Genomic DNA, 25,933 nt, shown 5'->3' on the forward strand with positions numbered 1-25,933 from the left:
AAATATGTTTAAATTGCGTTAAATTTGTTATAATCTCTAGACAGTCTTACATGAAATTTTTTTTAAAAGGTATTTATTTATTTGTATTCATTTCAACAGTGTTTAGTTGTTCTAAAGAATATGAAGTTCCGCAAGATTTAGTTTTGCAAGATTTTGTTTGGAAAGGTTTAAATGCTTACTATTTACATCAAGATCAAGTTCCAGATTTAGCGGACACTCGTTTTAGTTCTGACCCGCAATTAAACACTTATTTAGCGACCTTTCCGAGTTATAATTCTTTATTTTCTAGCTTATTAATTTCAACAGATACAAAATCTACTTTAATAGAAGATTTCAATACAATTGCTGAACCCGCTCCAAGAACTACTTTTACCAATGGTTTAGAATTCGGAATTATTGCAGACCCTTCAAACCCGGATAATGTTTTAGGATATGTATCTCATATTTTGCCAAATTCTGATGCATCTAATAAAAACATTAACAGAGGTGACTATTTTTATGCGATAAATGGGGAACAATTAACACGAGCTAATTTTGAAAATATCTTAACCAATGGGGCCAATTCTTTAATTATAGCAATGGCGAATTTTGATGGTGCCGTAATTACTCCTAATTCAGAATCTGTAGTTTTAGAAAAACAAAATTATACCTATACGCCAACACTTTTAGAAAAAATAATTACTCTTGATGCTGATAATATTGGTTACTTAATGTATCAGAATGATTTTTCTAAAAATTATATGAATGATTTAAATAATACGTTTTTAAACTTTAAAGATCAATCTGTTAACAAATTAATTTTAGATCTTCGTTATAGCATTTTGGGTGGTGGTTCTGCGGAAAATATATCACAAATAGCCTCAATGATTACAGAGCAAACTGCCAGTGAAGTTTTGATAAAAGAACAATGGAACGCAAAAGCACAATCTTGGTTTATAGAAAACCAACCTGATTCTTTACTCACTTTGTTCCCGAAAGAATTAAGTGGTTCTGCTTCTATGAACAGTTTAAATACGACAGACGTGTACATTATTTTAAATGGAGAGAATTTTAAAGGTTCTTCTGCGGTTGAACTTTTAATTAACAGTTTAAAGCCACATATAAATGTACATCTTATTGGTAATCAAACTGCCGGAAATAACGAAGGGAGTATTACCTTATATAATTCTCCTGATTACAATTTTCCTTTAAAAAACGATACCCATACAGTTGCATTACAGCCTGTTGTTTTAAATTTTTTAAATAAAGATGACCAAACGTATGCAAGCGGTTTTTCTCCAAATATAAGCCTTTGTGAACATGAAGATGCGTTAAATTTAGGTGTTTTAGGACAGAATACAGATCCTATTTTAAATGGTGTTTTAAATTATATTTCAACAGGAACGGCAACTTCTGCATCCCCTTGTAATCCTAACAATTTTGAATACTTGTATCATAGTATTGATGCTCAAAGAATAACGAATCAAAGAGTTTTTATGGAACAAAATTTGCCAAATACAAACTAGAATGAAAAAAATTACCGTAATTATAATCGCCACAATCCTTTTTATTTCTTGTAATAAAAAAGAAAGTATACAGATCGAGCCTACAGTAGATGATTCTATTCATTATTTTATTTGGAAAGGTTTAAATTTATATTATTTATGGCAAAAAGAGGTTCCGGATTTAGCTGATAATCGATTTGATAATTTTGATGATTTGTATACGAATTTTAGAGGCTTTTCTTCTCCAGAAGATGTTTTTGAAAGTTTATTAAAGAAACCAGAAGATCGTTTTTCTTGGATTGTGGACGATTATATTGCTTTAGAAAATTCTTTTCAAGGAATTAATGTAAGTAACGGAATGGAGTTTGGCTTGGTGCAATATAGAGATGGCTCTGACAATCTCTTTGGATATGTGCGTTATGTGGTTCCAAATTCAGATGCAGCCAACCAAAGAATAAAAAGGGGCGCTATCTTTAATCAAATAGACGGATCTCAATTAACATTAAACAATTACCAAAGCTTATTGTTCGGAAGCAATACAAGTTATACGGTTGGTTTTGCCGATTTTAACGATGGAAACCCAACTTTTAATTCAACCTCAGTTTCCTTGATAAAAACGGAAATTCAAGAAAACCCAATTGCGATATCAAAAGTAATTTCTGATGGAAATAAAAAAATTGGCTATTTACTATACAATCAATTTGCAAGAAATTACGATACCCAATTAAATGCTGTTTTTGCCAATTTTAAAGCCGAAAACATAGACGAATTAATCATCGATTTAAGATATAATCCAGGAGGTTCTACATCTACCGCAATTTATTTAGGTAGCATGGTTACAGGTCAATTTACGGGGCAATTGTATTCTCAAGAAGTTTGGAATGATAAAGTTAGAGCCGCATTACCCGCAGATCGATTTGTGAATAATTTTACGAATCAAATTAGAACTACAGATGCCACTGGTAGCGTTATTTTAGAAGAAAGCATTTATAGTTTGGAGTTAAACAAAATCTATTTTATTACGTCCATTGGTTCTGCATCTGCATCTGAATTGGTCATAAATGCTTTAAGTTCCTATATTGATGTGAGATTGATTGGCCAAAAAACTAGAGGCAAGCAAGTGGGGTCTATTACGTTATACGATTCTGATAATTTACAAAGAACCGGAAACAACTTGAGCACAAATCATTTGTATGCAATGCAACCCTTAGTTTTTGAAATTAGTAATAAAGACAATGTAAATTATCCTGAAGGTATTATTCCTGGAAGTGCTAATTTTCCGGGCTTTGAATTGGGCGAAGATTATGGTAATTTAGGAGTTCTTGGGGAACGTTCTGACCCTTTACTAAATGCAACTTTAGAATATATCAATACCGGAGCAAAAATTAAATTTTCAAAAAAGAATGCACCTGATTATAAGGAAGTTTATAACTCCAAATTCGCAACTCCGGCAAGTGATCGAATGTTCGTTGATTTTAAATGATGCCCCACATAAATTTAATAATTAAATCAAAAAATAATTCCATTTATGTACACGACAGTATAAAATTAAATTAGGGTTAATTCTTAAAATTTTAAAAACAGCATAATTTTTCTCGATGTTAACAAAACATGGCTAGATATTTAAATGATCAATATCCTTTATACCCTCTTCAATTTCTTGATCGGTTAAAATATCAGGTCTAAACTCGCTCATTACTTCTTCTCGTTGTGATTTGGCATATTTAAAACCAGACTTCCACCATTTAGTCATCAATTTTTCATCAAAAATCAATGAGTTGGTTGTTAAAACTGTTGGTGTATAATATAAATTTAATTTTACATTTTTATTTGTTGCAGCTAATTTACCGATGGTAATGTTATGTCTTTCTACGTGATTCAACATAAAATTAAAAACATCAAAGAGCAATGAAAACGGGTTTTTAGAAGGAATTCTATTAATTTGCGTTACTTCAGTTTCTAAAATAATAGCATCAATTTCTGTGGCGCCTCTTAAAATTGCCTCTCTAATAGGTACTAAAGAGCCAAAACCACCATCAGCATATTGGCAATGATCTTTTTCTAGCAAACTCATAAACGGTACATAGTTGCAAGAACCCCAGATCCAATCACAAAAATCTTCGTAAGTACAATCACTACTAGATTTGTATTCAATTTGATTCGCTGTTAAATTAGAAACGGTTACCACGACTTCCTTATCACTTTTTTTAATTTCTTCAAACATTTTCTTGGTAACCTTATTTTTAATCAAACTTCGTAAGTTTTTACTCTCACCAAAAGTTTTTCTGCCGTTTATAAAGTTCCACAAAGTATTTAAATGATTAATACTCACAACTTTTTCTCCAGCAACCATTTTTATATGAAAAGGATTGTTACTAAAAATGGTTTCTTGATTTACGTTTGTGTAAATTTCTTTTAGTTCATCGAGCTTCCCTAAAGCCAAATGAGAAACCATTAAACTCCCCGTAGAAGTACCTAAAAATAAATCATACCTTCTATTTTCTTCTTTCATAAGGTATTGGGCAACACCACCTGCAAAGGCTCCTTTGCTCCCACCACCAGAAATTACTAACGCTTTTTTCATACCCTAAAAATGATTTATGTTTTCCAAAAAATACCACAAATTTTTCTTGCAGTTTCTTTAAATTGTTTTTCTGCTTTCGCAGGATTCTAAAATATTTTTTTTGATTTTTAATGATAATTTTTGAACAAAACGAATCAAATATTGCTGAAGCTTTATTTCTATTCGATGTAATTATCCACAAAAAAACTTTATTTTAGTCCTATAAAAATATCAAAAATGAAAAGAATATCAATGATAATTGTTGTTTCACTTTTAATTAGTTCTTGTTCAAAAGAATATATACCGAGAGATCTAGAGGCAATCACGATTTTACCGTTTATAATAGATAGCACAAGTATTAGGGCTATGCAAGTTCTTAATTCAGAAACCGTATATTATGCGGGTTCTAAAGGGGATATTGGTTTTACCAAAAATGATGGCAAATCTTGGTCTAAAGATTACATTAGGTATCAAGATTCCATACGTCCACATTTTAGAAGTTTTGCCAAAAATGGCAATGCTTTTTTTGCACTCTCTATTGAAAATCCTGCTTTGTTGTATAAAATTACCGAAGGAAAATCTGAGTTGGTGTATACAGAAAATCACGAAAAAGTATTTTATGATGCCTTACAATTTTTTGATGATAGTTTGCACGGAATTGCGGTTGGCGATCCTACAGAAGATTGTGCATCTATTATAATTACTTCGGATGGTGGTGAATCTTGGCGTAAAATTAGTTGTACATCATTACCTGAATTTAAAGAAGGTGAAGCTTTTTTTGCCGCAAGCAACACAAATATTAAAACATTGGGAAGTACCGTCTGGATTGCTTCTGGTGGAAAAAGAGCTCGTATTTTAAAGTCTGATAATTTTGGAGAAACTTGGCAAATTTTTGAGACACCATTCATTCAAGGAAATGGGCCTCAAGGAATTTATGCTATAGATTTTGCTGATAAAAATAACGGAATTATCGTTGGAGGTGATTATTCTAAACCACTTGAAAACAAAGCGAATAAAGCCATTACAAAAGATGGCGGTAAAACGTGGACTTTGGTTGCAGATAACCAAAACCCAAATTATAAAAGCTGTGTGCAATATGTGCCAAATACCAACGGAAAAGAAGTTTTTGCGGTTGGAGTAACGGGTGTTTCTTTTTCTAATGATGGAGGAATTTCTTGGAATGAAGTTTCTAAAGACGCTTATTATTCCATTCAGTTTGCAGACAAACATAACGCGTGGTTAAGCGGGAATCAAAAAATGGGGAAACTCACTTTAAAATAAGTTTTCAATTTTTAATCATCCAATTAAAGCTATGATATACATTTCTAAAAATAGTTGTTTTCTTATTTTTATCGCTTCACTCCTGCTATATTCTTGCCATCAGAAATCAGAAATTAGTAAAACCTTTGATTGTGAAACTGCGGCTTTTAAAAACTTAGAAAAGGTAGAAGACGTTAAAAATGTATTCTCGATTGATTTGCCAAAAGATTGGAAAATCAACCTATACCGAGATGACATTCAGTCTTCAATTTTTACTGCAGATACTACAAAACAATTGACAGAAACTGTTTTATTAGATGTTACTTTTATTCAGAAGAATATCAATTTTGATGAAACTTTTTTAATCTCTCAAGAACAAGAAAATTTGTCTAAAAACTTAATCAAAATAAAATCGAAAGAATTTATATTTCTTGATAAACCGTCTATTTTAAATAGATATAAAGGTAGAAAAGGAGACTTTTCCTATCAAATTTGTAATATCTTTATAAAACTAAATGAACAAAATTTTATTTTAGCAAAAACTGAAATTTATGGAGATTCTTTAGTCAATAAACGTTTTTGCAGCGCATTTTCACTGATAGAAAACATCAAACTTAAAAAATAATTTCAAAAGTGGAGAAATCTTTTTGTCATTTCGACCTTTCCAATTGTCATCTCGACCTTGTGGAGAGACCTCCCTGTCATTTTTTTCGGTATGTATTCGGTTTCTGTGTTAATTCTAATTTTCAAAACTATTCACCAAATTTTGAAAACTAAGCACACCAATCACCAAACTGACCTTCGGCTTTGTGCATAACCTTTTGCAAGAATTTGTTCAATTTGGTAATTGATACAAGGTACATACCATTTTTTTTTATTACTAATGGCTACTTTGGGGTTGTGAGTTTGTTGATGATGTATTGGGGTCTTTGTTCTTAAAACCTTTGTAGAAACCTATTATAAAATCTACAAACCATTTTACGATTAAAAACACAAACCACAGTATTGAAATAGTAGCGTACCACATAAATTTAACGAAATTAAGCGTTAAAATAAAGATGATATAACTGATTTGAAGTATCGCTGCATTTTTACCTCTTACCTGAACGCCTCCCAATTTAAAACTGGAATAATTAGGTTTTAATACATTATAAGCACCTCTTTTATTTTTAACAGAAGTGCTAACACCATTTTTAGAAATATTAAAATTTAAAGGACCGCTATGATATCTACCAATAAATTGAAAATTACCATTTTGAAACCCCATTCTAGCACCTTTAAAAAGTCTTTTATGAAGTCTTACACCGTGATTCGTATTTATGGTAGCACTATACCCGTCTTTAGAAACCGTTTTTGTTGCTGCTACACCGCCTGTTCTTGAAACACGAATATTTTTATCGCGAAACTCTATTCTTTTTCTTGGTGCTTTATCTTCAACTGACATAATAGTATTTAATTATTTACCCGATAATAAAAGTTTTTAATTTCTTTATCATTAACAATAGTTATTTTTCCTTCAAAACCATATGAACACTATCATATTTAAATTTTAAAATATCACCTGATAAAATTAATATAACTACTTTATCAATAATTGGTCTTGGTGCAACAAACCATTCTCTGGGTGTTATTCTTTTACCTTTATCATCAAAAACATCAATATTTAAACAAACATCTGCAAAGAAGCGATGTATTAAATGTTCAAACTTTTGTGCATCCATATTATAACAAGCATACTTATCAAGCAAATGAACATCTGCATATAAATAAGTAGATTCTTTAGAAGCATTTTTAATACGTTCCTTTACATCAACAGATGAAAAGCCAATTTTATATAAATCATTAATTGATGCAATTTCTGGATTGGTAGATTTTGACCTTAATACATAGATCCAACCTGTTTGAACGTCTTCTGCACTAACAATATTTACATTTTTAAATAGCTCTTCCTCTGATTCTTTATCTGTGTATGAAACGATACTACCATTGTTATATAATGATTTGGAAAGTGAACGATAGTACATATTACTTTTTGTGCCATTCTCGAAAATGATTGTTGTTCTTCCATCTTTTCTTTCACTATCGCCTAGTTTTCGCTTTTTCAGACCATCATCTTCTAAGTATAATAAAATACCATCTACAACATAATAATTTCCTTTGTAAAGATTTTGCTCTACGTCTTTAAATTCTTTTAATTTACGTTTACCTTCTCTTAATTCTTTATGTACTTTTTTAAACTGTGTTTCATAAATGGCAAAATCGGTATCGCTTATTGGTTTTCTTCTTGCTGTAAAATCTGTTTCTGCTCTTTCAGAAGCAGGCTGCACATGCTTCAACTTAAATATAGATAACGTTTCATCTGTATCTAATATGCCTAAATCGTCATCATTTAAAATATCTACTACCGATTTTATTGCTGCTTTTGTGTTTAAAAGATTATTAGAATCATAAGACTTTAATATCTCAACTTTTTTAGCATCTTTTCTTAATGCTTTTAATCTTGCTAATAATTTAAATTCGGTTACATTGGTTGCTTCTGGTTCACGATTATTCTTTTCAAAAAATGCATTAATTTCTTGGAACGATTCAATTAAGCGTTCATCTTCTGATTTTATGCTAGAATTTTGGGGTTTAGCATCTAAAATTCCAAACTCATCATCATTAAATATATCTGCTAATGTTTTCTTTTTACTCATTTGCTTGGGCTTTACGCTTTTGCTCTTTTAAAAATATGATTGCCTCTGCTAAACGTCTTTCTTGTGGGTCGAAAGATTGAATGCTTGGTTGTTCGCCTGTTTTTGCTATCCAGTTTTTTATTTTAGGCCATAATATAATGGCTTCTTCATCGGTCATTGTTATTCTTGTAGCATCAATAGTTTCTTGAATTGCTTTAAATACTGATGCTGTTACCGATTTAGATAAGACTTCAAATGCTTTTTGAAATGGGTTGATGGTATCTATTAAATCGATATTCAATTCATCAATATTTACAAAACCTCCTGCGTATCTAATAAAACGTTTGTCACCTTGTGTTTCAATAGTAGAACCTTTTGTTACTGAATCTACTACCACGTGTTGACGTACAGCTTCTACATCTTCATCTGATAAGTCTGGATAGGTTTCTTTAATAATTTTTGGTATCAAGACTTTATTAATAACTTCAGGATCTACATTACCAGGCATTGCCTTTAGCATGGTATTATCTTGCATTATTTTTGCTTTGAGGTCATTAATATCACTCTCAATAATAGCTTTCGCTCTTTGTGAACTGGGTAATTTAAAACCATTAATTGTAAGATATTCCGCCCCTTCTTCATGTACTTCATTTTCCTCATGTTCTTCTAAATATTTTGGTTTAAATTTAAAGTTAGGCGCTAATACTTGTTCCATTAATAAGGATGCTGTAATCGCTTTTAACATGTTGTTTACCGATAGTTTTACCAAATCATCTTCTGCATCTGGTTGTGCAATTAAATTGGTAAATTGTGAATGCGATTTGTTTTCGCTATCTCTTGTGGCTCTGCCTATAATTTGAATAATTTCTGTTAATGAACCTCTATAACCAACCGTTAAAGCGTGTTCGCAATAGGGCCAATCAAAACCTTCTTTCGCCATACCTAATGCGATGATAATATCAATATCATCAACACTTGAAATATTGCGCAAATACTCTTGTATTTTATCTCTATCTTTTTGATTGTCGTGAACTAAATCGGCAATCTTTAAAGTTTTACCTGTAGACCTACTTATAACATATAAAACTCCTGTATCTGGGTCTTGATACTCTAAATCCCCTAAACTATCTACAATTCTATTGACTTCTTCATATTTATCTTTTTCAGATTCGCCTGCATTTACACTTGGAATATGAACAATTGTTTTTTTATTTTCATCTAATACTTCGTGAATAGCAGCGGTGTATCGACCTTGATAAAAGTGATACCCAATACCTAAAGATTTTAAATAATTATAGCCGTTTAATTGCTGGTAATAATCGTACTTAACTTTTGTAAACTTTGCTTCATCTTCTGGCAATAAAATAGGCACGGAATCTCCTCTAAAAAAAGAGCCCGTCATGGCTACAACGTGCGCAGTTGATTTTTCCATGACACTGCTTAAAACCAATCCCAATTTATTATCGCCATCTACAGATACGTGATGAAACTCATCTATTGCCAATAAACAATCATTGAGTTGTTTTTCGTCTATGGCATCAAAAGCAAAACGTAAGGTAGCGTGTGTACAGATGAGTATTTTTTCATTACTTTCTAAAAAATTTAGAAATGCAGTTACTTTGCTTTTTTCTACACCAGGCGTACATAAATTATATCTTGGATTAGGTTCCCAATCTGCAAAAAAACCAAATTGCTGCAATTCTGTTTTTGCAAATGAACTACCAATAGACCTTTCAGGAACTGCAACGATTACTTTTTTAACGCCTTGATTTATGAGTTTATCTAAACCAATAAACATTAAGGCACGCGATTTACCAGAAGCTGGTGGTGCTTTAATTAATAAATATTGAGCAGTACGAGCCTCAAATGCTTTTTGTTGCATTTCTCGCATACCATATTCGTTGGTACTTTTACTTTTTCCTGTTTGTTGGTATTTTACGTGTACGATATCTGGCATGTTATTTTTTCTTTTTAAGCTTTTTTATTTCTTTATCAAAATCTGAAATATAAGTTTCATCCTGTATGACTCTAAATTTATCGTATTCTCCTTCGGCTTTTATTTTAGCTTCTAGCATGCTTATTTTTCCTTTATCTTTTAGAATAGGATAATCTGCTAATTCTAAAAACTGGGTTAAAAATTGCTCCCAATCTTGCATATTCATAACACGCCTGTTTTGGGCTCTACTTTCAGCTAAATCTAAATAGGCTGTAACTATACGTTCTAAAGATTTTATATGTTGTTTATTTAAATAATTTTTGGCAACTGTGACATCACTTTTTAAAATTTTGCCATTTGGGGCTTGTTTCCAGTTTTTTAAACCCATAAAAATTTTGGTAGCATCGGCTTCTGTATAAATAATTTCGGCAGCGGTCTTACCTGTAATTGCCCAATGTAATTTGTTTTGTACACTTGCAAAAAAGTGCTTAGTAATAGCCGTTTGATTATCGTAATCTGCTGAAAGCGCATAAATATCTGTAATTTTTTGATACAAGCGTCTTTCACTTAACCGAATTTCACGAATGCGCTCTAAAAGTTCATCAAAATAATCTTTACCAAAATGTTTGCCTTGTTTTAAACGTTCATCATCCATGGCAAAACCCTTTATGATGTATTGATGCAACACCTCTGTTGCCCATTTTCTAAACGCTATGGCTCTGTGCGAGTTTACTTTATAGCCAACTGCTGTTATGGCTCTTAAATTGTAATGTTTGATGTCTTTATTTTGTGTTAATCCTTCAATAGCACCGTGTTGAGTGGTATGTCGGAAATACCGACACACCACTTTTTCCTCTAATTCTTCACTTTCAAACAGGTTTTTAAGATGCTCGGTAATGGTTGATCGCCCCTTTTGAAACAACTCAGCTATTTTTTTTTGGGTGAGCCAAAGGGTGTCATCCTTAAAATAAACATCAATATTTACCTTGCCATTTTCGGTTGTAAAAATGACAAAGTTGTTGATGGGTTGTAAGTTGTTTTCTTGGTCTTTGTTTTGCATTAGGTACTTTTACTTTTTCCTGTTTGTTGGTATTTTACGTGTACGATGTCTGGCATAAATGTCTAAAGTTTATCTAAAATATCTGAATTATATTCTTTTAACCTCTTGTTTTATAGTGGTTAACAATTGTTAAGTAGTTAGATTTTGTCTTAAAATGTCTAAATTTTGTCTAAAAAATGTCTAACTAATCTTGTTTAGACATTTTCCATAATTTACCTTCAACAACTATAATACCTTGTTTTTTTAGTGATTGAAGCGCATTGTTTATCTTGTTTATTTCACGAAAAATAAACTAAAAATAAACAAAACGCTCATTTATAGTTGTTTATGTGTTTTTATTTTAAAATTTGTTTTTCATTTATTTTTTTTTAGACAATATTCTCTTTTTTAAGCATCGTTTTAAATCTTGCTTATTCCGATCTAAACCTTGCTTAATACTTGTTAACAACTGTTTAACAAGTATTTATGTTTTAATTTAAACCTTGCTTAAGCGAGTTTTATTCATTTTTAAAAATATATAAAGCATTTATATCTCTTTCTTTTTTACTTTTCCGTTTCATAATCTTTTTTTCAATAAAATCATTTAAATATGTACGTATGGTGTTTTGTTCTACCTTTCTTATTGTAAAAACTAAAAAATAGTACACTAACGCTTTGCTTATTGTAAATTATCGAGGAACTTTACAATAGCGTTTTTATTATTGTAAAAACTCCATCCCTGTTTTACCTATGGCATCTAACATTTCAAATCTTTCTTTTTTATTTTCTAATTGGTCATAATATTCATCTAACTCATCGAAATAGTCAACTAATTTATTACTTGACATAAGTGCTCTTATAATTTCATTTTCATCTTGAACATCAAAAGGCAATGGTTTGATACTTTTAATAAACTTAATGAAACTTGAGTTTGAGTTATTGACTAAGCGTATTAAAAGTTCTTTTTTTAAAATTGTATCGTACTTAAAATCGAAATCTTTATAAATAAAAATACGGTAGGCTTTGCCTTGAGGTCTTAAAGCATAGGTGTAAATATTGAGATTTCTTGCTTCAATTTCAATTAAATTATAAATAGCTAACGATATTGCCTTTATAATTTTTGCGAGATATGCTTGTGTTTGTGTTGTATTAATTATGGTATTTGAAATATTAACAATAGATAATTTATTAGATAAAAACCTAATAAATGCTATTTTCTCATTTTCATAATCTTTACTTGAATTAATATTAAATCTATCATATCTGTACGTTTTATAAAATTTAGATAGTAGGTGTAAAAATTCTTTTTGATGTGCATTTAAGTTAAGACTATGTTTGCACTCTATCATAATATGAAGGTTTAAAAGCTTATGATGCCTTATGCTTTCTTCAAATTGCTTTTTGCTTTCTTTATTATTTACATCGATATTTTCAATAAGTATAATTGCTATTTTTTGTAATCGTTCTATACCAACCGAAAGGTTATACAGCAGCTCAAAAACATCTTCTGCGTAGTTGAAATTATCTAAAGTGTTAATTGATTTTAAGCCATTGAAAAGAAATGCACCAGTGATTTCTAATTCTGTGCCTAAACCAAAATTTTTCCAATAGTCTTGATTATCCATTATGCCTTTTTAGTTTTACGTGTTTTCTTTGGCTTCTCTAACAAAGTATTTTTATGTATCATCTTTTCATACTCCTTAAAAAGATATTCTAAACGCTCTGTATCACTGGTAAAAGGTTTTAAACGATAACAACGCTCAATAGCTAAATCTAATTGATGATGCGCTTCTTTTAAACCTTTAGGCATTTTATCTGGGTCATAGAGTTGTGCTAAGGTTTTACCTGAGTGTTTTTCTCTTTCTTCTAAGACTTCAAAAACGTGTAAATTGATTTGTTCTTTTTGTTTTTGATTGATTTCTGGGAATGGGAATGTATTATAGCATAAAGTGGAAGAATATCTATAATCTGATTTCATTCGACCACCAACAGCTTTTACCCATACTAAATGAATTGTAGAACTAACAAGACCAAACATCCATGGTTGAGCATTATAGATTGCTTGATTAGGCGCAATAATATTCTCATTATTATTTAAAAAATCTATTGGTAAATAATGCCTCCGTGATGAAGAAACTGTTGGAACAATAATAGAATTCTCTGACTCTTTCATTTCTCTGAATTGATGTGGTCTACCTGCTATTTTATGAGTCCCTTTGTCACTACTCGATAATCTGAATTTTTTAACAACATCAATCCTTTTTCGAATAAATAGAATTGAATTTGCTAAATCTAAGTTTTCATCAGTTATCCATAAACAATATCTTTTTAAACCCTTAAGAAACTCTTGCGCTCCTACAACTTTCTTTACTAATAATTCAGCATCCGGATATTCTATTAATAATTCATTTTTTTCTTTGGTAGATAAAATTAAACCACCACCATCAATTGCCATATTACCATATTCCATTTTTGGTAAATTTGATAAAGGTTGTGATTGTTTTGTAACAAATAAATCACTTCCTTCAATTAAATATGGACTAATATTTTTCACCTTTTTTGTAGTACCTTCAGAATATAAGAATTTAGTAGTGTTTTGAATATTTCGTATTCCTATTATAATTACAACAACTCCTGCATTACCTTTAGCATTATTTTCCCACTTAAAGGATGTATGAGCAAAAAATATTTCTAAATTTTTATTTAAAATATATGGCCACAATAGAGCTACTAATTCACCTTGACAAATAGAATTGGTTGAAACGAATGAATATTTTGATTGACTCAAATTCTGAATAAATTCCGATGCTTTTAAAAACCAAGGAAATATATAATCAACTTTAGAACTTTTACCATATTTAGAATATACTAATTCAATATCCTTTTTCTGATTTGCGTCTTGCATCCTCGCTCCCAAATAAGGTGGATTCCCTAAAATATAAATTTCATCATTAGCATTTTTAGGACAGGTATCCTCCCAATTTAAACGAGTAGCGTTGCCTTGTGTAATATTACCTGCTTCTTTAAGTGGCAAAATAGGTTTGGCTTTACCAAAGTCGTGTAATTCATCTACAAAAAACTTATTCATTTGATGCTCTGCTAGCCATAAGGATAAAATTGCCATCTCATGTGCGAAATCATCTAACTCAATACCATAAAATTGTGAGAGTTTAATTTCTGTGAATACAATAGATTGTTGCAATTCTAAACTATGTATTTCTTGTAAAATTTGTATTTCTAACTTTCGTAATTCTTTATAAGCAATAATTAAAAAGTTACCGCTACCACAGGCAGGGTCAAAAATTTTTAGTTTTGAGATGCGGTATATGAGTTGTCTTAGCTTTTTAGGGTTGCCTTTGTATTTTTCAAATTCCTCATAGAGTTCATTTAAAAACAAAGGTTTAATAACCTTCATAATATTAGGCACAGACGTATAATGCATCCCTAAACCACTACGATATGCAGGATTTACGACTGCCTGTATCATAGAGCCAAAAATATCTGGATTGATTTCGCTCCAATCTAAATCGCCACAGTCAATAATTATTTTTCGTGCTTCTTTAGTGAATTTTGGTGATACTATGGTATCTCTAAATAACCCACCATTTACAAAAGGAAAGGCTGTAAAATGTGATGCTTCTTTACTGTTATCTTTTGTATTCAAAACTTTAAAAAGCCTATCTAAAAACGTATGTGTATCGCTTCCCTCTTTTTGAGTATGTTGTTCTAAGGTGTCTGTAAACATTCCCTCAATTGGAAATATATCTGTGTCTTCTGCAAAAAAGCAAAATAGTAAACGAGATAGAAATATATTTAAGTTATGACCACCATCATCATAGATATTTGGATTTTCAGTAACTAATATATCATAGAGCTTCGCCATTTTATATGACGCTTTTCTATCTGCATAATTTTCGTTGGTTTGCGCATATTTTTCTTGACCTGCCCAAGGTAAAAAGAAACCAAAGTGTTTATGAATTTCAAGAATAGGTGTATCTAACGCTAAACCTGTTCTTATATCTTTTGCTAATACTGTTGTATAATCTGTAACAATTACAAAGCGTGGATTGTGTTTTAATGAAGTTACATCTTTTGTGATTTCATCTATAGTGTTTAAAAGTGATCCAGATGCTACTTCTTTAAAAAGCATTTTACTTTTATAAAGTACTTCGCCTTCAATTTTAGATAGGTTAAAATCTCCTTTTTTTAAACGTGTAATTGATGTTTTTGATATACCGTATGCTTTTAGTAAGTCGAATATAAATTCTTTTGTATTGAAATTTTCTACTAATGCTGTTACGTTTTTTTCTATTTGGGATGCGTTCATTTACTTTTTCATAATAATGAACTATAAAAATAGGAATCTTTTAAGGATAAACTGCAAGGGAAATGAGGTTTTTGAGGGAAGTGAGGAAAGTTTACTCAACTTCCTCACTTCCCTTAGCGTCCTCACTTTCCTCTTTTGATGGATTGTAATAATTACCCTGTGATTCTCTTACTAAGTATTTGATATTAAATTTTCTTTGGTAGGAGCAGATTAGAGCTTTGTTATCTGTTTCGCCAAAGCAAATTCTTTATCAAAAGGCAATTGTAATTGCGCTAGTTGGTCTGGCATCGCCATTGCCCAACTTGTATAATAATATGCTAAGGTTTGATAGCCTGAAAAGGTTTTGTTTTTTACTTGTAACCATCAACAATTTCTACCACAAAGCGCTTTTGCAACACGCATCAAGAGGCAATACAACACGCATCAAGACCCATTGGGTACTGAATCAAGAGGCAACTCTAAAAACCTACAGAACTTTTTATACAAACAAACATAACTTTTGGTACAAAGTTAAGATAGTTTTAAAACAAAGTATAAAAGCTTTTGATTAAAAGTTATAGTATTTTGAAACGAAAGTTGTAGTATTTTATAATCAATATACTAGTCTTTTTATGTAGATTTTGTAGTATATTTGAATAAAGGCATATTAGTAGTACAATTGCCTTTTATTTTTAATACATTTACAATATACAAAAAAAATGGCTTTACAGTACAGAATTACCAAAAGAAATAATAGCATACAAAACAATACCCCACAATACATTTTACAGGCCATAAGCAAGGGCACTGTAGATTTAGAACAATTGAGTGCCGATATTAGTAACGAATGTAGTTTGCACAGCGTAGATGTACAAGCGGTATTGATTGCTTTAGGTATAAAAATGGATTTTTATTTACAAGATGGCTACACCATAGATATGGGCAATGTGGGTAAGTTTAAAATGGGCTTACAAAGTGTGGCTGCCCCAACGCCTGAGGAATTGTCTCCTAAAAAAAATATAAAAAAATTTAGCATCAACTACCAACCTTCTCGTAAACTCAAAAAAATGCTTAAAGCGGGTGTGCAAGTTTATAAAGAAGGCAGTAGACATTTGTAAATGTATAGCTTTGGCTGTTCTGCATGCGCTTTAATCATAATGTAAAAAATTTTGAGATTTTTAAATAAAAATAAAAATGATTGATAAACAATATATTACAGATCGTTTTATAAAATATGTAACTATAGATACGGAATCTGATCCTAATAATCCTGCTTTTCCAAGTACAGAAAAACAATGGAATTTAGCCAAAGTTTTAGAACAGGAATTGAATGAAATTGGAATGCAAGAGGTAGCATTGGACGAAAATTGTTACCTCATGGCTACTTTACCGAGTAATCTAGAGTATGAAGTACCAACAATTGGTTTTATATCTCATATTGATACAAGTCCAGATTTTACGGGTGCCAATGTAAAACCTCGCATCGTTGAGAACTATCAAGGAAATGATATCATTTTAAATGAAGAGAAAAAGATCATTTTATCTCCAGATTATTTTGATGATTTACTGCAATACAAAGGTCAGACTTTGATTACTACAGATGGTACAACGCTATTAGGTGCGGATGATAAAGCTGGCATTACGGAAATTGTTTCTGCGATGGAATATTTAATCAACAATCCATCTATTAAACACGGAAAAATCAGAATTTGTTTTACGCCAGATGAAGAAGTTGGCAAAGGAGCGCATTTATTTGATATTGAAAAATTTGGAGCTGCTTGGGCGTATACGATGGATGGAAGCCAGATTGGGGAATTAGAATACGAGAATTTTAATGCGGCTTCTGCCAAAGTAACCATTACGGGTAAAATTGTACATCCTGGATATGCTAAAGGAAAAATGATCAACGCTATGTTAATTGCCAATGAGTATATTTCTGCTTTGCCAATGCATGAAGTTCCAGAAAAAACTACTGATTACGAAGGTTTTTTTCATTTACACGATATGAATGGAAATGTTGAAAAAACTGTTTTAGAATATATTATTAGAGATCATGATTTAGATATTTTTGAAAAAAGAAAATATTTAATGCAAAAAATAGCCTTCGATTTTAATCAGCGTTTAGAGCAAGATTTGGTGCATGTAGAAATAAAAAATCAATATTTTAATATGAAGGAAAAAATTACTCCTGTAATGCATATTGTAGATATTGCTGAAAAAGTGATGCAGGAAATTGGTATAAAACCACTCATAAAACCTATTAGAGGCGGTACGGACGGTTCTCAATTGTCGTATAAAGGATTGCCTTGCCCTAATATTTTTGCAGGCGGACATAATTTTCATGGCAGGTTTGAGTATGTTCCTGTAGAATCTATGATAAAAGCTACGGAAGTAATTATAGGCATCGCTCAAAAGGTTGGAGAAAAATATAAATAAATTTTCTGATTGATAAGAATTACCCACGAATTAAGATAATATACTTAAAAATAGTAGGTGGTTTTTACTAGAAAATATTTTAAGAAAGTTCGGGGTATTTCCCCTTTACATTAAAGTAAAAAGCCTTAAAAAAGGCAAAATCTTTTTCTTTATTGTCGGTCGTGTAATAAGGTTCAGAGATTTTTAATTTTTTATTTTCAAAATCTAACGTCGCCATCACAATGGGCACATTTGCACCTTTAGCGATATAATAAAATCCAGTTTTCCAGGTGTTTACTTTTTTACGGGTTCCTTCTGGAGATAAAGCAAGCCTAAAAACTTCTTTTTGATGAAAAATTTTTATAATTGCTTCCACTAAATTATTACTCTTACTTCGATCTACAGGCGTACCTCCTAAAGCTTTAAAGAAAAAACCAAAAGGGCCGTTAAAAAGAGATGATTTTCCGACAAAATTGATCATAATACCAGAACTCATTCTAGCCAAAATAGAAATCGGAAAATCTAGCCAACTAGTGTGTGGAGCTGCAATTACCACATATTTTTTTACATCTTTAGAAAAATCACCTTCCAGTTTCCATCCAAAAATTGTAAATAATATAAAGCTTGCTATTTTTTTCATATTGAGGGTTTAAATCACATACAAAATTAAGCATTTAAATATCTTTTTTTACAAGATTATGAGGAACTTTCGTTTTGAATGGTTGTACATCTGTAAAACATTCTGCTGGTAAATAAATTTCACTAAACTTCATTTGATTGGAATTAAACCATTTTACTTTATAGAGAATTTCAGAAGCAACTTTTCTTATATCACCATTTGGATAAAACTCGTTTTTTGAATCATTTTTTTTAATACCAATTAACACAAAATTAGGTGAAGAATAATTGACAACATTTTGGATAGTTATTAATTCTGATTCTTTTATTGGATCTTCTTTTTCTTTAGGTTTTAAATTTTCTCTCTTGTCTATTCTTTTTGATTCTTTTAGCTTAGATAGTTCAATATTTTTAGTTTTAAAAGAAACAACACTACCAAATTTATATTTTTCTAAGTAATTAATAACTTCCTTTTTCTCTTCTTTATCTTTTTCTTCGAGTTTTTTATATAATGATAAACTTGATTTGTATAAAAAAACTTCCTTAAACTCTACTCTATTATCATCAAAAAACACACAATTGTATTTTATTTTATCTGCTATTTCTTTACCTAATTCTTCAGAATGAGTTCTCTTTTTTTTATCATCGTTAAAAATTTCTTTAATCACCATAAAAGGAGGTACTAATTTTCCATCTCCATTTATAACTTTATTATAAAGTAATGGATGAGATTTTAGTGTAACAATAGCTCCAATAATAAAATTATTTTTCATACTTGTTTTTTTCTTTAAAGATAACTAAAAATCTTATATTTACTTCTAAGTAAGGAAGTTCTTTAGTTATTTTTAATAAACATTTATTGAGCCATTGTAAATTTTTTAATTTCAATTAATTCAAACCTTTTTTTAAGGGATAATACATACGTGAATTAGTCAAAATGTTAATTTCTTTACATAACATCAATATATCTGATATAATATCCGATATATCTTCTGTTATGCAAAGAAATGAAGTCAGAGCTTCTACCATATATATAAATATATTGAAGAACCTATTTACTTTTGGTTTGTTTATTTTCATTTTGATATAAATAAGGTTTAAGTTCATAATTAGCTGCATCCATACCTCTATAGGCAAATGTAAGTTCAATTGCATCGGGAATCGTGAACATGGTTAATAGCTCAGTCATTTAATGATGTTACGTTTATTAAATTAAAATCCGAGCGAGAACTTCTCTTACTTTTATTAGCTATGATAAATAAAAAAGAAAAAGATTGGTTTAAGGACAGAGGTTATCCTCATTTTTCTAACAAGACACCAATGTCTGTTAGGGAGAAAGTAAAATACTATGTTTCCAATCCAACAAAAGTTGCAAAACATTCTTTTCTGCCTTTAATATTTAAAGAGATTAAACAACGTAGGTATAAAGAATCCAATTTTAATGGAGAATTAAAACGGTCTCACAAAAAGCTAAAAGAGGGTGATTTAGTTTCTAATACTAAAATTAGACAAATCTTATATGCTACACATATAGATGCTCATGTATATTCTTACTATACACAAAAAATTATTACTCCAAAATATGAATCTTATTTAAATAAAAACAAATTACTTTCAGAATCAATAACTGCTTATAGAAGAATTGAAACAGAAGACAAAGTTAAGTTTAAAAATAATGTTCATTTTGCCAAAGATGTATTTGATGAAATTAAGAAGAGAGTAAACTGTGTTGCGTTAGTTTTAGATATTGAGAACTTCTTCCCTACTCTAAATCATAAAAAATTAAAACTAGCCTGGGCTAAAATAATAGGTAATAAAACTTTACCAAAAGATCATTATAACCTTTTTAAAGCAGTTACAAAGTTTTCTTATGTAAAACTAGATGATTTAAAAACAAAGAATAATCATTTTGATGAAAAAATATTGGCACACCATAAAAAAAACGGAAAGCATACTTTTTTTGATAATATACAAGAGCTTTTAGAAAGTGATATTATAATTCACAAGAATCAAAAGAAGAATGAAATAACAAAAAAATTAATGGGTATTCCTCAAGGTTTACCAATAAGTGCTCTGTTAGCCAATATATATATGTTAGCTTTTGATGAGGCTGTAATTAATGAATTGACTATTAAACATGATGTTTTTTACAGAAGATATTCTGATGATATTGTTGTTCTATGTAAAGAGAATGAAATTGAATTTGTTGAAAATTTTATAATTGATGAAGTTGCAAAAATTGATTTGAAAATATCAAAAGAAAAAACTGAAAAAACACTTTTTAAGTTACAAAAGAATAGGCTTGAATCCTTTAAAATAAGAGAAGATGGTAGTTTTCAAAATAATTTTCCTCTCAATTATTTAGGTTTTGAATTTTATGGTTATCAAACTTTAATAAAATCAAAAAACCTTGCTCAGTTTTACAGAGAAATGAAACAAACTGTAAAAAGAAAACATAAACGAGTTGAACACATCAAAGAAAAGTATCTTGAAGATGAAGCTCCCATTTTTAAAAGGAAATTATATAGATTATATAGTTTTAAGGGAGTTAAATCAAGAAAACTTCCTGCTAAAAGAACAGATTTTATAGATGGAAAAGCTGTTACTAAAAATTATAAAAGAAAATTTAGAGGTAATTATTTAAGATATGCCTATAGAGCTTCAGAAGATTTAAATGCACCAGAAATAAAAAGGCAATTGAGAAATCATTGGAAAATATTACAAAAAACTATTGAAAAATATGATTTTTCTAATGTTAAAAAAGAATAATAAATTTGAAATAAAATAAAATTTAAGAAAATGACAGAATTAATTACATACTCTTTAATAGCACTGATTTTTAGCCTGATAGGTTTTCTTATAGGAAAACTATTATCAAAAGTAAACTTCGAAAAAGAGAAAACAAATATCGAAAAAGAGAAAGCTACTTTAGCAGAACGTGTTGCTATATTGCAACAATCTAAAGATATGGTAGACGATAATTATATTGAAGTTCAAAAAGAGATCAAGGCGCATCAAAAAGAGAAAGAATCCTTAATAACACTCAATACGCGTCAGGATTCAGAAATACAACATTTACGATTAAAATTAGCAGAACATACACAAGAAGTTGAGAAATTACAAGATAAGTTTACCAAAGAATTTGAAAATTTAGCCAATAAAATTTTAGAAGAAAAATCAAATAAATTCACCCTACAAAATAAAGAGAATTTAAAAATTATCTTGAATCCGCTTCAAGAAAAAATAAAAGTTTTTGAGGATAAAGTAGACCAAACCCACAAAGAAAGTATTGATTATCATGCTGCTTTACGTCAGCAAATTTTAGGCTTAAAAGAACTGAATCAGCAAATGAGTAAAGACACTTTAAATTTAACAAAAGCTTTAAAAGGCGATAGTAAAATGCAAGGTAACTGGGGAGAACTTGTCTTAGAACGTGTTTTAGAAAAATCTGGTTTAGAGAAAGATAGGGAGTATTATGTGCAGCAAAGCTTTACTACAGAAGACAACAAAAGAGTTTTACCTGATGTAGTGATTCACCTACCCGATAACAAAAAAATGATTATAGATTCTAAAGTTTCCTTAACAGCCTATGAACGTTTTATAAATGAAGATGATGAAGGTTTAAAAGAACTATTTCTAAAAGACCATGTAATTTCCTTAAAACGACATATCGATCAATTATCAGGAAAAAAATATGAAGATTTATATCAAATTGAATCTCCAGATTTTGTGTTACTTTTTATTCCTATTGAACCCGCTTTTGCAGTTGCTTTGAATACTGATAATCATCTCTATAACAAAGCCTTTGAAAAAAACATTGTTATCGTAACTCCTGCTACCTTATTAGCAACCTTGCGTACCATTGATTCTATGTGGAATAATGAAAAACAGCAAAGAAATGCCTTAGAAATTGCGAAGCAAGCTGGTGCATTATACGATAAGTTTGACGGACTTTTAAAAGATTTAGTAGGTATTGGAAAACGAATTGATGAAAGCAAAAAAGAATATTCTAATGCAATGAACAAACTTTTTGATGGGAGAGGAAATTTAATAAATTCTGTTGAAAAATTAAAGAAAATGGGCGCAAAAGCCAAAAAATCGCTTCCTGAAAACATTATTGATCGAGCCAAAAGAGAAGATTAATTTATGAAATGAGTTAAAATTTAACTAAATGGAGTTCAGGAAAATATATGTTTTTTTTTATTTTTACTGCTAATTTATAAATGCTATAAAAATGGAAGATAATAAAAGCTTGAATGAAGAGCAAAAAGAAACAAAAAAAGAAATCAAGAAAAATGCAGTTGGAGAAGATTCCAATACAACTAAGGAAACTAAAAAAGTAGATAATACTGATTCCGAAATTTTGAAAGGAAAAAGTCTTGAAAAAGTGAAGGAAGTGAAGGAAAGCTTTAATTCTTTAGAACAAAAATTACTAAACAAATTACTGTAAAATGGCTACAGAAATTAAAAGTTAGTAATCTTTCTTTTCAAAAATTAAATCCAAGTACCAAAGAATTTCTTTGGTACTATTTTTTTATACTTCTTTTTTATATTTATCAACCAGTTTCCCCACTGTTAAACCTTGAACGATGATAGAAAAAACGACCACAATATAGGTAATCACCAAAAATAAATCACGGTGCATATCATCAGAGAGACCTAAGGCCAAAGCTATAGAAATTCCTCCTCTTAAACCTCCCCAAGTCATAATTAAATTGGTTTTTGGCACAAAATCTAGTTTCTTTTTAAATAAATTTATGGGTAAAAATAAAGAAATATACCTGCAAAATAATACTACAGGAATTGCAATAATACCTACAATTATGTATTTCCCCTCGAATACTAAAAGTAACATTTCCATACCAATTAAAACAAATAGCACGGCGTTTAAGAGAATATCAATCAATTCCCAAAATTTATCAACATATTTTTCTGTATTGTCAGACATTGTAGCAGACCTAACAGTATCATTACCAACAATTAAACCAGCAGTAACCATCGCCAAAGGTGCAGACAAATGTAATTTATGTGCAATTACAGTTCCGCCCATAACAGCGGCTAACGTTATAATTACCTCAATATCATAATCATCAATGGTCTTTAATAATTTGTAAGAAACCCAACCCAATACAGCGCCTAAAGCAATTCCGCCCAAAACTTCTTGTCCAAATAATTGCATAATATCGATGGCACTTGTATGCTCTACACCCGATTTTGCAATTTGAAAAATGGTTAAAAAGACAACAACTCCTACTCCATCATTAAACAAAGATTCTCCAACAATTTTTGTTTCTAATTTTTTTGGGACACCAGCTTGCTTTAAAATTCCCAAAACGGCAATAGGATCTGTGGGCGAAATTAAAGCTCCGAATAAAAGACAGTAAATAAAATTTACTTCAAAACTTAAAACCTGCAATATAAAAAACATTGCTATACCAACTAAAAAAGTTGAAGTCAAAACCCCTAGGGTAGAAAATAGAAGAATTGGCCATCGCTGAATTTTTAATTGCTCAAAATTAGTATGTAAGGCTCCTGCAAATAATAAGAAGCTTAACATTTCATCTAGCAAAACTGTTTTAAAATCGATACTAGAAATAATAGATTTTTCGAGCTCTAATAACGTAGTATCAAAAACACTAATCAAAAGAATAATTAAAGTAAAAATAATGGTAATAATCATTAATCCAATAGTATTCGGCATCTTTAAAAATCGAACATTGATATATCCGAAAATTGCAGATAAAAATATTAAAACTGTCGCAATAAAATAAGCATCCATAAATCTATATTTTAAAATTTAAATATATAAAAAAGCACCAAGATTTTACTTGATGCTTTTCATCTTTACTCTTAATCATTGTTGTCCGATAAAAGATAAAAAGACCGCTTTCGCTGTTAGAATCAAGAACAAAGACTTGGCTGTAACTAACTGAAAAACAATATTATTATGATTTTAAATTTTTTGATACATCATAAATTCTAAAGCAGTTTTAAAAGCAAGGTGTACTACTTTAAAAGCTCTTGAAAATCAATACTATCAATACTTTAAACCACTTTAGCTAATTTTAATCGAACAACACTAATTCTTAATATCATTTTTAACGCTGTCATACCATCTAAAATATAAGTTTTAGAATTTTAAAAATACTCAAAACAATTTAGATGACAAAAGTGTGTCTAATTCGGCACTGTCAAGATTTAATTTAGGTTCTCGTCTGCACTTCAATAGAAAATTTTCTTACATTACAAATAACCTGCGCGATCCCATCATATCAGAAACTCTTTCACTTATTTCGTGCAATGCCTCATCATTATCTGCATTTTGTATCGCTTCGTCAATAAAATCAACCACTGCTTTCATATCTTCTGTTTTTAAACCTCTTGTCGTAATGGCAGGCGTTCCAATTCGGATTCCTGAAGTTACAAATGGAGATTTATCATCAAAAGGAACCATATTTTTATTTACGGTGATGTCTGCCTTGCCTAAAGCAATTTCCGCATCTTTTCCAGAAATATTTTTGTTACGTAAGTCAATGAGCATACAGTGATTGTCTGTTCCTCCGGAGATTAAATCATATCCTTTGGCAACAAATTCTTTTGCCATGGCAGCGGCATTTTCTTTTACTTGAATTTGATATTCTAAAAACTCATCTGTCAAAGCCTCACCAAAAGCAATTGCCTTGGCAGCAATAACATGCTCTAAAGGTCCTCCTTGATTACCAGGAAAAACAGCAGAATTTAATAAGGTAGACATCATTTTTGGTTTTCCACTTTTTAAAGTTTCACCAAACGGATTTTCAAAATCTTTACCTAGCATAATAATTCCCCCTCTTGGTCCACGCAATGTTTTGTGTGTTGTAGAAGTAACAATATGACAATGTGGTAATGGATCGTTTAAAATTCCTTTGGCAATTAAACCGGCAGGATGTGAAATATCGGCCATTAAAATAGCTCCCACAGAATCAGCAATTTCTCTAAAACGTTTAAAATCAATATCTCTAGAGTATGCAGAAGCACCGGCAATAATTAATTTAGGTTGCTCTTTCGTAGCCGTTTCCTGAATTTTATCATAATTTAAAACTCCTGTTTCTTTTTCTACGCCATAAAAAGTTGGATTGTATAATTTACCCGAAAAATTTACAGAAGATCCATGTGTTAAATGACCTCCGTGAGATAAATCGAATCCTAAAATCGTATCACCAGGTTTTAAACATGCAAAAAATACGGCAGTATTTGCTTGAGAACCAGAATGAGGTTGAACGTTTACATATTCCGCACCAAATAATTCCTTAGCTCTATCAATAGCAATTTGCTCTACAATATCAACAATTTCACAACCACCATAATATCTTTTTCCAGGATATCCTTCGGCATATTTATTAGTTAAAATAGAACCTTGTGCTAACATCACTTGATCACTTACAAAATTTTCTGAAGCAATTAATTCTAAACCATTTAATTGTCTTTCCTTTTCTTCCTGAATAAGGTCAAAGATTTGATTGTCTACTTGCATTATTGTTGTTTTAAAAGAAGCATCAAAAGTAACTAAAAACAAAGATGTAAAAAATTAGTTTCAATAATATTTTACATCTTTTTGAGTGTTTTCTTTCAAGGATGATAAAGAGATGTTAAAAATG

Annotated in this window: 21 protein-coding genes; 9 read left to right on the plus strand and 12 right to left on the minus strand. The window is 30.2% G+C overall.

Going from position 1 to position 25,933, the window contains the following annotated elements:
* Positions 1–50 precede the first annotated feature (50 nt).
* A complete protein-coding gene (locus K8354_RS06055; protein ID WP_223446312.1) occupies positions 51–1,505 on the plus strand; it encodes a S41 family peptidase in 1,455 nt (484 codons plus the stop codon).
* Between the two features lies 1 nt (position 1,506).
* A complete protein-coding gene (locus tag K8354_RS06060) occupies positions 1,507–2,967 on the plus strand; it encodes a GFO_1087 family putative carboxy terminal peptidase (RefSeq protein ID WP_223446314.1) in 1,461 nt (486 codons plus the stop codon).
* A gap of 132 nt (positions 2,968–3,099) precedes the next feature.
* Here K8354_RS06060 and K8354_RS06065 read toward each other — a convergent pair whose 3' ends face one another.
* Complete coding sequence (locus K8354_RS06065) at positions 3,100–4,068, minus strand: patatin-like phospholipase family protein (protein ID WP_223446316.1); 969 nt, start codon at positions 4,066–4,068, stop codon at positions 3,100–3,102.
* A gap of 216 nt (positions 4,069–4,284) precedes the next feature.
* Between K8354_RS06065 and K8354_RS06070 the strand changes: the two genes are divergently transcribed.
* Both K8354_RS06070 and K8354_RS06075 read left to right on the plus strand, forming a co-directional pair.
* Positions 4,285–5,328, plus strand: a complete 1,044-nt coding sequence (locus K8354_RS06070; RefSeq protein WP_223446319.1) for a WD40/YVTN/BNR-like repeat-containing protein — start codon at positions 4,285–4,287, stop codon at positions 5,326–5,328.
* Positions 5,329–5,359: 31 nt separating this feature from the next.
* On the plus strand, positions 5,360–5,932 hold the full coding sequence (locus K8354_RS06075; protein WP_223446321.1) for a hypothetical protein: 573 nt from the start codon (positions 5,360–5,362) through the stop codon (positions 5,930–5,932).
* 255 nt (positions 5,933–6,187) lie between these two features.
* Here the strand turns inward: K8354_RS06075 and K8354_RS06080 are convergent, their stop codons facing one another.
* The 6 genes from K8354_RS06080 to K8354_RS06105 form a co-directional block, all read right to left on the minus strand.
* Complete coding sequence (locus tag K8354_RS06080; RefSeq protein WP_223446323.1) at positions 6,188–6,751, minus strand: hypothetical protein; 564 nt, start codon at positions 6,749–6,751, stop codon at positions 6,188–6,190.
* 61 nt (positions 6,752–6,812) lie between these two features.
* The gene (locus K8354_RS06085; protein WP_223446325.1) at positions 6,813–8,003 is read right to left on the minus strand and encodes a GIY-YIG nuclease family protein; all 1,191 of its coding nucleotides are present in this window, start codon (positions 8,001–8,003) and stop codon (positions 6,813–6,815) included.
* Positions 7,996–9,939 (minus strand): DEAD/DEAH box helicase, encoded by a 1,944-nt coding sequence (locus K8354_RS06090; protein WP_223446327.1) that lies wholly within the window; start codon positions 9,937–9,939, stop codon positions 7,996–7,998. Before K8354_RS06090 ends, K8354_RS06085 begins: the two co-directional genes overlap by 8 nt.
* A 1-nt stretch (position 9,940) precedes the next feature.
* Positions 9,941–10,978: a virulence RhuM family protein gene (locus K8354_RS06095; RefSeq protein ID WP_223446329.1), complete on the minus strand. Its 1,038-nt coding sequence runs from the start codon at positions 10,976–10,978 to the stop codon at positions 9,941–9,943.
* 698 nt (positions 10,979–11,676) lie between these two features.
* Positions 11,677–12,582 (minus strand): hypothetical protein, encoded by a 906-nt coding sequence (locus K8354_RS06100; RefSeq protein WP_223446331.1) that lies wholly within the window; start codon positions 12,580–12,582, stop codon positions 11,677–11,679.
* Positions 12,582–15,284 (minus strand): class I SAM-dependent DNA methyltransferase, encoded by a 2,703-nt coding sequence (locus K8354_RS06105; protein ID WP_223446333.1) that lies wholly within the window; start codon positions 15,282–15,284, stop codon positions 12,582–12,584. Before K8354_RS06105 ends, K8354_RS06100 begins: the two co-directional genes overlap by 1 nt.
* Before the next feature lie 698 nt (positions 15,285–15,982).
* Here K8354_RS06105 and K8354_RS06110 point away from each other — a divergent pair.
* Positions 15,983–16,381, plus strand: coding sequence for an HU family DNA-binding protein (locus K8354_RS06110; protein WP_223446336.1), 399 nt, complete (start codon positions 15,983–15,985; stop codon positions 16,379–16,381).
* A 76-nt stretch (positions 16,382–16,457) separates the two neighbouring features.
* The gene (gene pepT / locus K8354_RS06115) at positions 16,458–17,699 is read left to right on the plus strand and encodes a peptidase T (protein WP_223446338.1); all 1,242 of its coding nucleotides are present in this window, start codon (positions 16,458–16,460) and stop codon (positions 17,697–17,699) included.
* A 79-nt stretch (positions 17,700–17,778) separates the two neighbouring features.
* On the opposite strand, the gene K8354_RS06120 is transcribed toward pepT, so the two are convergent.
* The 3 genes from K8354_RS06120 to K8354_RS06130 form a co-directional block, all read right to left on the minus strand.
* Positions 17,779–18,318, minus strand: a complete 540-nt coding sequence (locus K8354_RS06120) for a 1-acyl-sn-glycerol-3-phosphate acyltransferase (RefSeq protein WP_223446340.1) — start codon at positions 18,316–18,318, stop codon at positions 17,779–17,781.
* Between the two features lie 34 nt (positions 18,319–18,352).
* Positions 18,353–19,069: a hypothetical protein gene (locus K8354_RS06125; RefSeq protein ID WP_223446342.1), complete on the minus strand. Its 717-nt coding sequence runs from the start codon at positions 19,067–19,069 to the stop codon at positions 18,353–18,355.
* Positions 19,070–19,347: 278 nt separating this feature from the next.
* Positions 19,348–19,485, minus strand: coding sequence for a hypothetical protein (locus K8354_RS06130; RefSeq protein WP_223446344.1), 138 nt, complete (start codon positions 19,483–19,485; stop codon positions 19,348–19,350).
* 62 nt (positions 19,486–19,547) lie between these two features.
* Here K8354_RS06130 and K8354_RS06135 point away from each other — a divergent pair, with 62 nt between their 5' ends.
* From K8354_RS06135 to K8354_RS06145, 3 genes are all read left to right on the plus strand, one after another.
* Positions 19,548–21,065: a reverse transcriptase domain-containing protein gene (locus K8354_RS06135; protein WP_223446346.1), complete on the plus strand. Its 1,518-nt coding sequence runs from the start codon at positions 19,548–19,550 to the stop codon at positions 21,063–21,065.
* A gap of 30 nt (positions 21,066–21,095) precedes the next feature.
* The gene (locus tag K8354_RS06140; RefSeq protein ID WP_223446348.1) at positions 21,096–22,439 is read left to right on the plus strand and encodes a DNA recombination protein RmuC; all 1,344 of its coding nucleotides are present in this window, start codon (positions 21,096–21,098) and stop codon (positions 22,437–22,439) included.
* Between the two features lie 91 nt (positions 22,440–22,530).
* A complete protein-coding gene (locus K8354_RS06145) occupies positions 22,531–22,746 on the plus strand; it encodes a hypothetical protein (protein WP_223446350.1) in 216 nt (71 codons plus the stop codon).
* An 84-nt stretch (positions 22,747–22,830) separates the two neighbouring features.
* On the opposite strand, the gene K8354_RS06150 is transcribed toward K8354_RS06145, so the two are convergent.
* Entirely contained in the window at positions 22,831–24,075 is a 1,245-nt protein-coding gene (locus tag K8354_RS06150) for a cation:proton antiporter (RefSeq protein WP_223446352.1), read from the minus strand.
* 459 nt (positions 24,076–24,534) lie between these two features.
* The gene (gene glyA, locus K8354_RS06155) at positions 24,535–25,809 is read right to left on the minus strand and encodes a serine hydroxymethyltransferase (RefSeq protein WP_223446354.1); all 1,275 of its coding nucleotides are present in this window, start codon (positions 25,807–25,809) and stop codon (positions 24,535–24,537) included.
* Between the last annotated feature and the right edge of the window lie 124 nt (positions 25,810–25,933).

The sequence above is a fragment of the Polaribacter litorisediminis genome, from assembly GCF_019968605.1.
GTDB lineage: Bacteria > Bacteroidota > Bacteroidia > Flavobacteriales > Flavobacteriaceae > Polaribacter > Polaribacter litorisediminis.

What these genes read in the sequence shown, in the direction of transcription:
- K8354_RS06055 (WP_223446312.1), top strand. Translation starts at nt 51, where the DNA reads ATGAAATTTTTTTTAAAAGGTATTTATTTATTTGTATTCATTTCAACA.
- K8354_RS06060 (WP_223446314.1), top strand. Translation starts at nt 1,507, where the DNA reads ATGAAAAAAATTACCGTAATTATAATCGCCACAATCCTTTTTATTTCT.
- K8354_RS06065 (WP_223446316.1), bottom strand. Translation starts at nt 4,068, where the DNA reads ATGAAAAAAGCGTTAGTAATTTCTGGTGGTGGGAGCAAAGGAGCCTTT.
- K8354_RS06070 (WP_223446319.1), top strand. Translation starts at nt 4,285, where the DNA reads ATGAAAAGAATATCAATGATAATTGTTGTTTCACTTTTAATTAGTTCT.
- K8354_RS06075 (WP_223446321.1), top strand. Translation starts at nt 5,360, where the DNA reads ATGATATACATTTCTAAAAATAGTTGTTTTCTTATTTTTATCGCTTCA.
- K8354_RS06080 (WP_223446323.1), bottom strand. Translation starts at nt 6,751, where the DNA reads ATGTCAGTTGAAGATAAAGCACCAAGAAAAAGAATAGAGTTTCGCGAT.
- K8354_RS06085 (WP_223446325.1), bottom strand. Translation starts at nt 8,003, where the DNA reads ATGAGTAAAAAGAAAACATTAGCAGATATATTTAATGATGATGAGTTT.
- K8354_RS06090 (WP_223446327.1), bottom strand. Translation starts at nt 9,939, where the DNA reads ATGCCAGATATCGTACACGTAAAATACCAACAAACAGGAAAAAGTAAA.
- K8354_RS06095 (WP_223446329.1), bottom strand. Translation starts at nt 10,978, where the DNA reads ATGCAAAACAAAGACCAAGAAAACAACTTACAACCCATCAACAACTTT.
- K8354_RS06100 (WP_223446331.1), bottom strand. Translation starts at nt 12,582, where the DNA reads ATGGATAATCAAGACTATTGGAAAAATTTTGGTTTAGGCACAGAATTA.
- K8354_RS06105 (WP_223446333.1), bottom strand. Translation starts at nt 15,284, where the DNA reads ATGAACGCATCCCAAATAGAAAAAAACGTAACAGCATTAGTAGAAAAT.
- K8354_RS06110 (WP_223446336.1), top strand. Translation starts at nt 15,983, where the DNA reads ATGGCTTTACAGTACAGAATTACCAAAAGAAATAATAGCATACAAAAC.
- pepT (WP_223446338.1), top strand. Translation starts at nt 16,458, where the DNA reads ATGATTGATAAACAATATATTACAGATCGTTTTATAAAATATGTAACT.
- K8354_RS06120 (WP_223446340.1), bottom strand. Translation starts at nt 18,318, where the DNA reads ATGAAAAAAATAGCAAGCTTTATATTATTTACAATTTTTGGATGGAAA.
- K8354_RS06125 (WP_223446342.1), bottom strand. Translation starts at nt 19,069, where the DNA reads ATGAAAAATAATTTTATTATTGGAGCTATTGTTACACTAAAATCTCAT.
- K8354_RS06130 (WP_223446344.1), bottom strand. Translation starts at nt 19,485, where the DNA reads ATGACTGAGCTATTAACCATGTTCACGATTCCCGATGCAATTGAACTT.
- K8354_RS06135 (WP_223446346.1), top strand. Translation starts at nt 19,548, where the DNA reads ATGATAAATAAAAAAGAAAAAGATTGGTTTAAGGACAGAGGTTATCCT.
- K8354_RS06140 (WP_223446348.1), top strand. Translation starts at nt 21,096, where the DNA reads ATGACAGAATTAATTACATACTCTTTAATAGCACTGATTTTTAGCCTG.
- K8354_RS06145 (WP_223446350.1), top strand. Translation starts at nt 22,531, where the DNA reads ATGGAAGATAATAAAAGCTTGAATGAAGAGCAAAAAGAAACAAAAAAA.
- K8354_RS06150 (WP_223446352.1), bottom strand. Translation starts at nt 24,075, where the DNA reads ATGGATGCTTATTTTATTGCGACAGTTTTAATATTTTTATCTGCAATT.
- glyA (WP_223446354.1), bottom strand. Translation starts at nt 25,809, where the DNA reads ATGCAAGTAGACAATCAAATCTTTGACCTTATTCAGGAAGAAAAGGAA.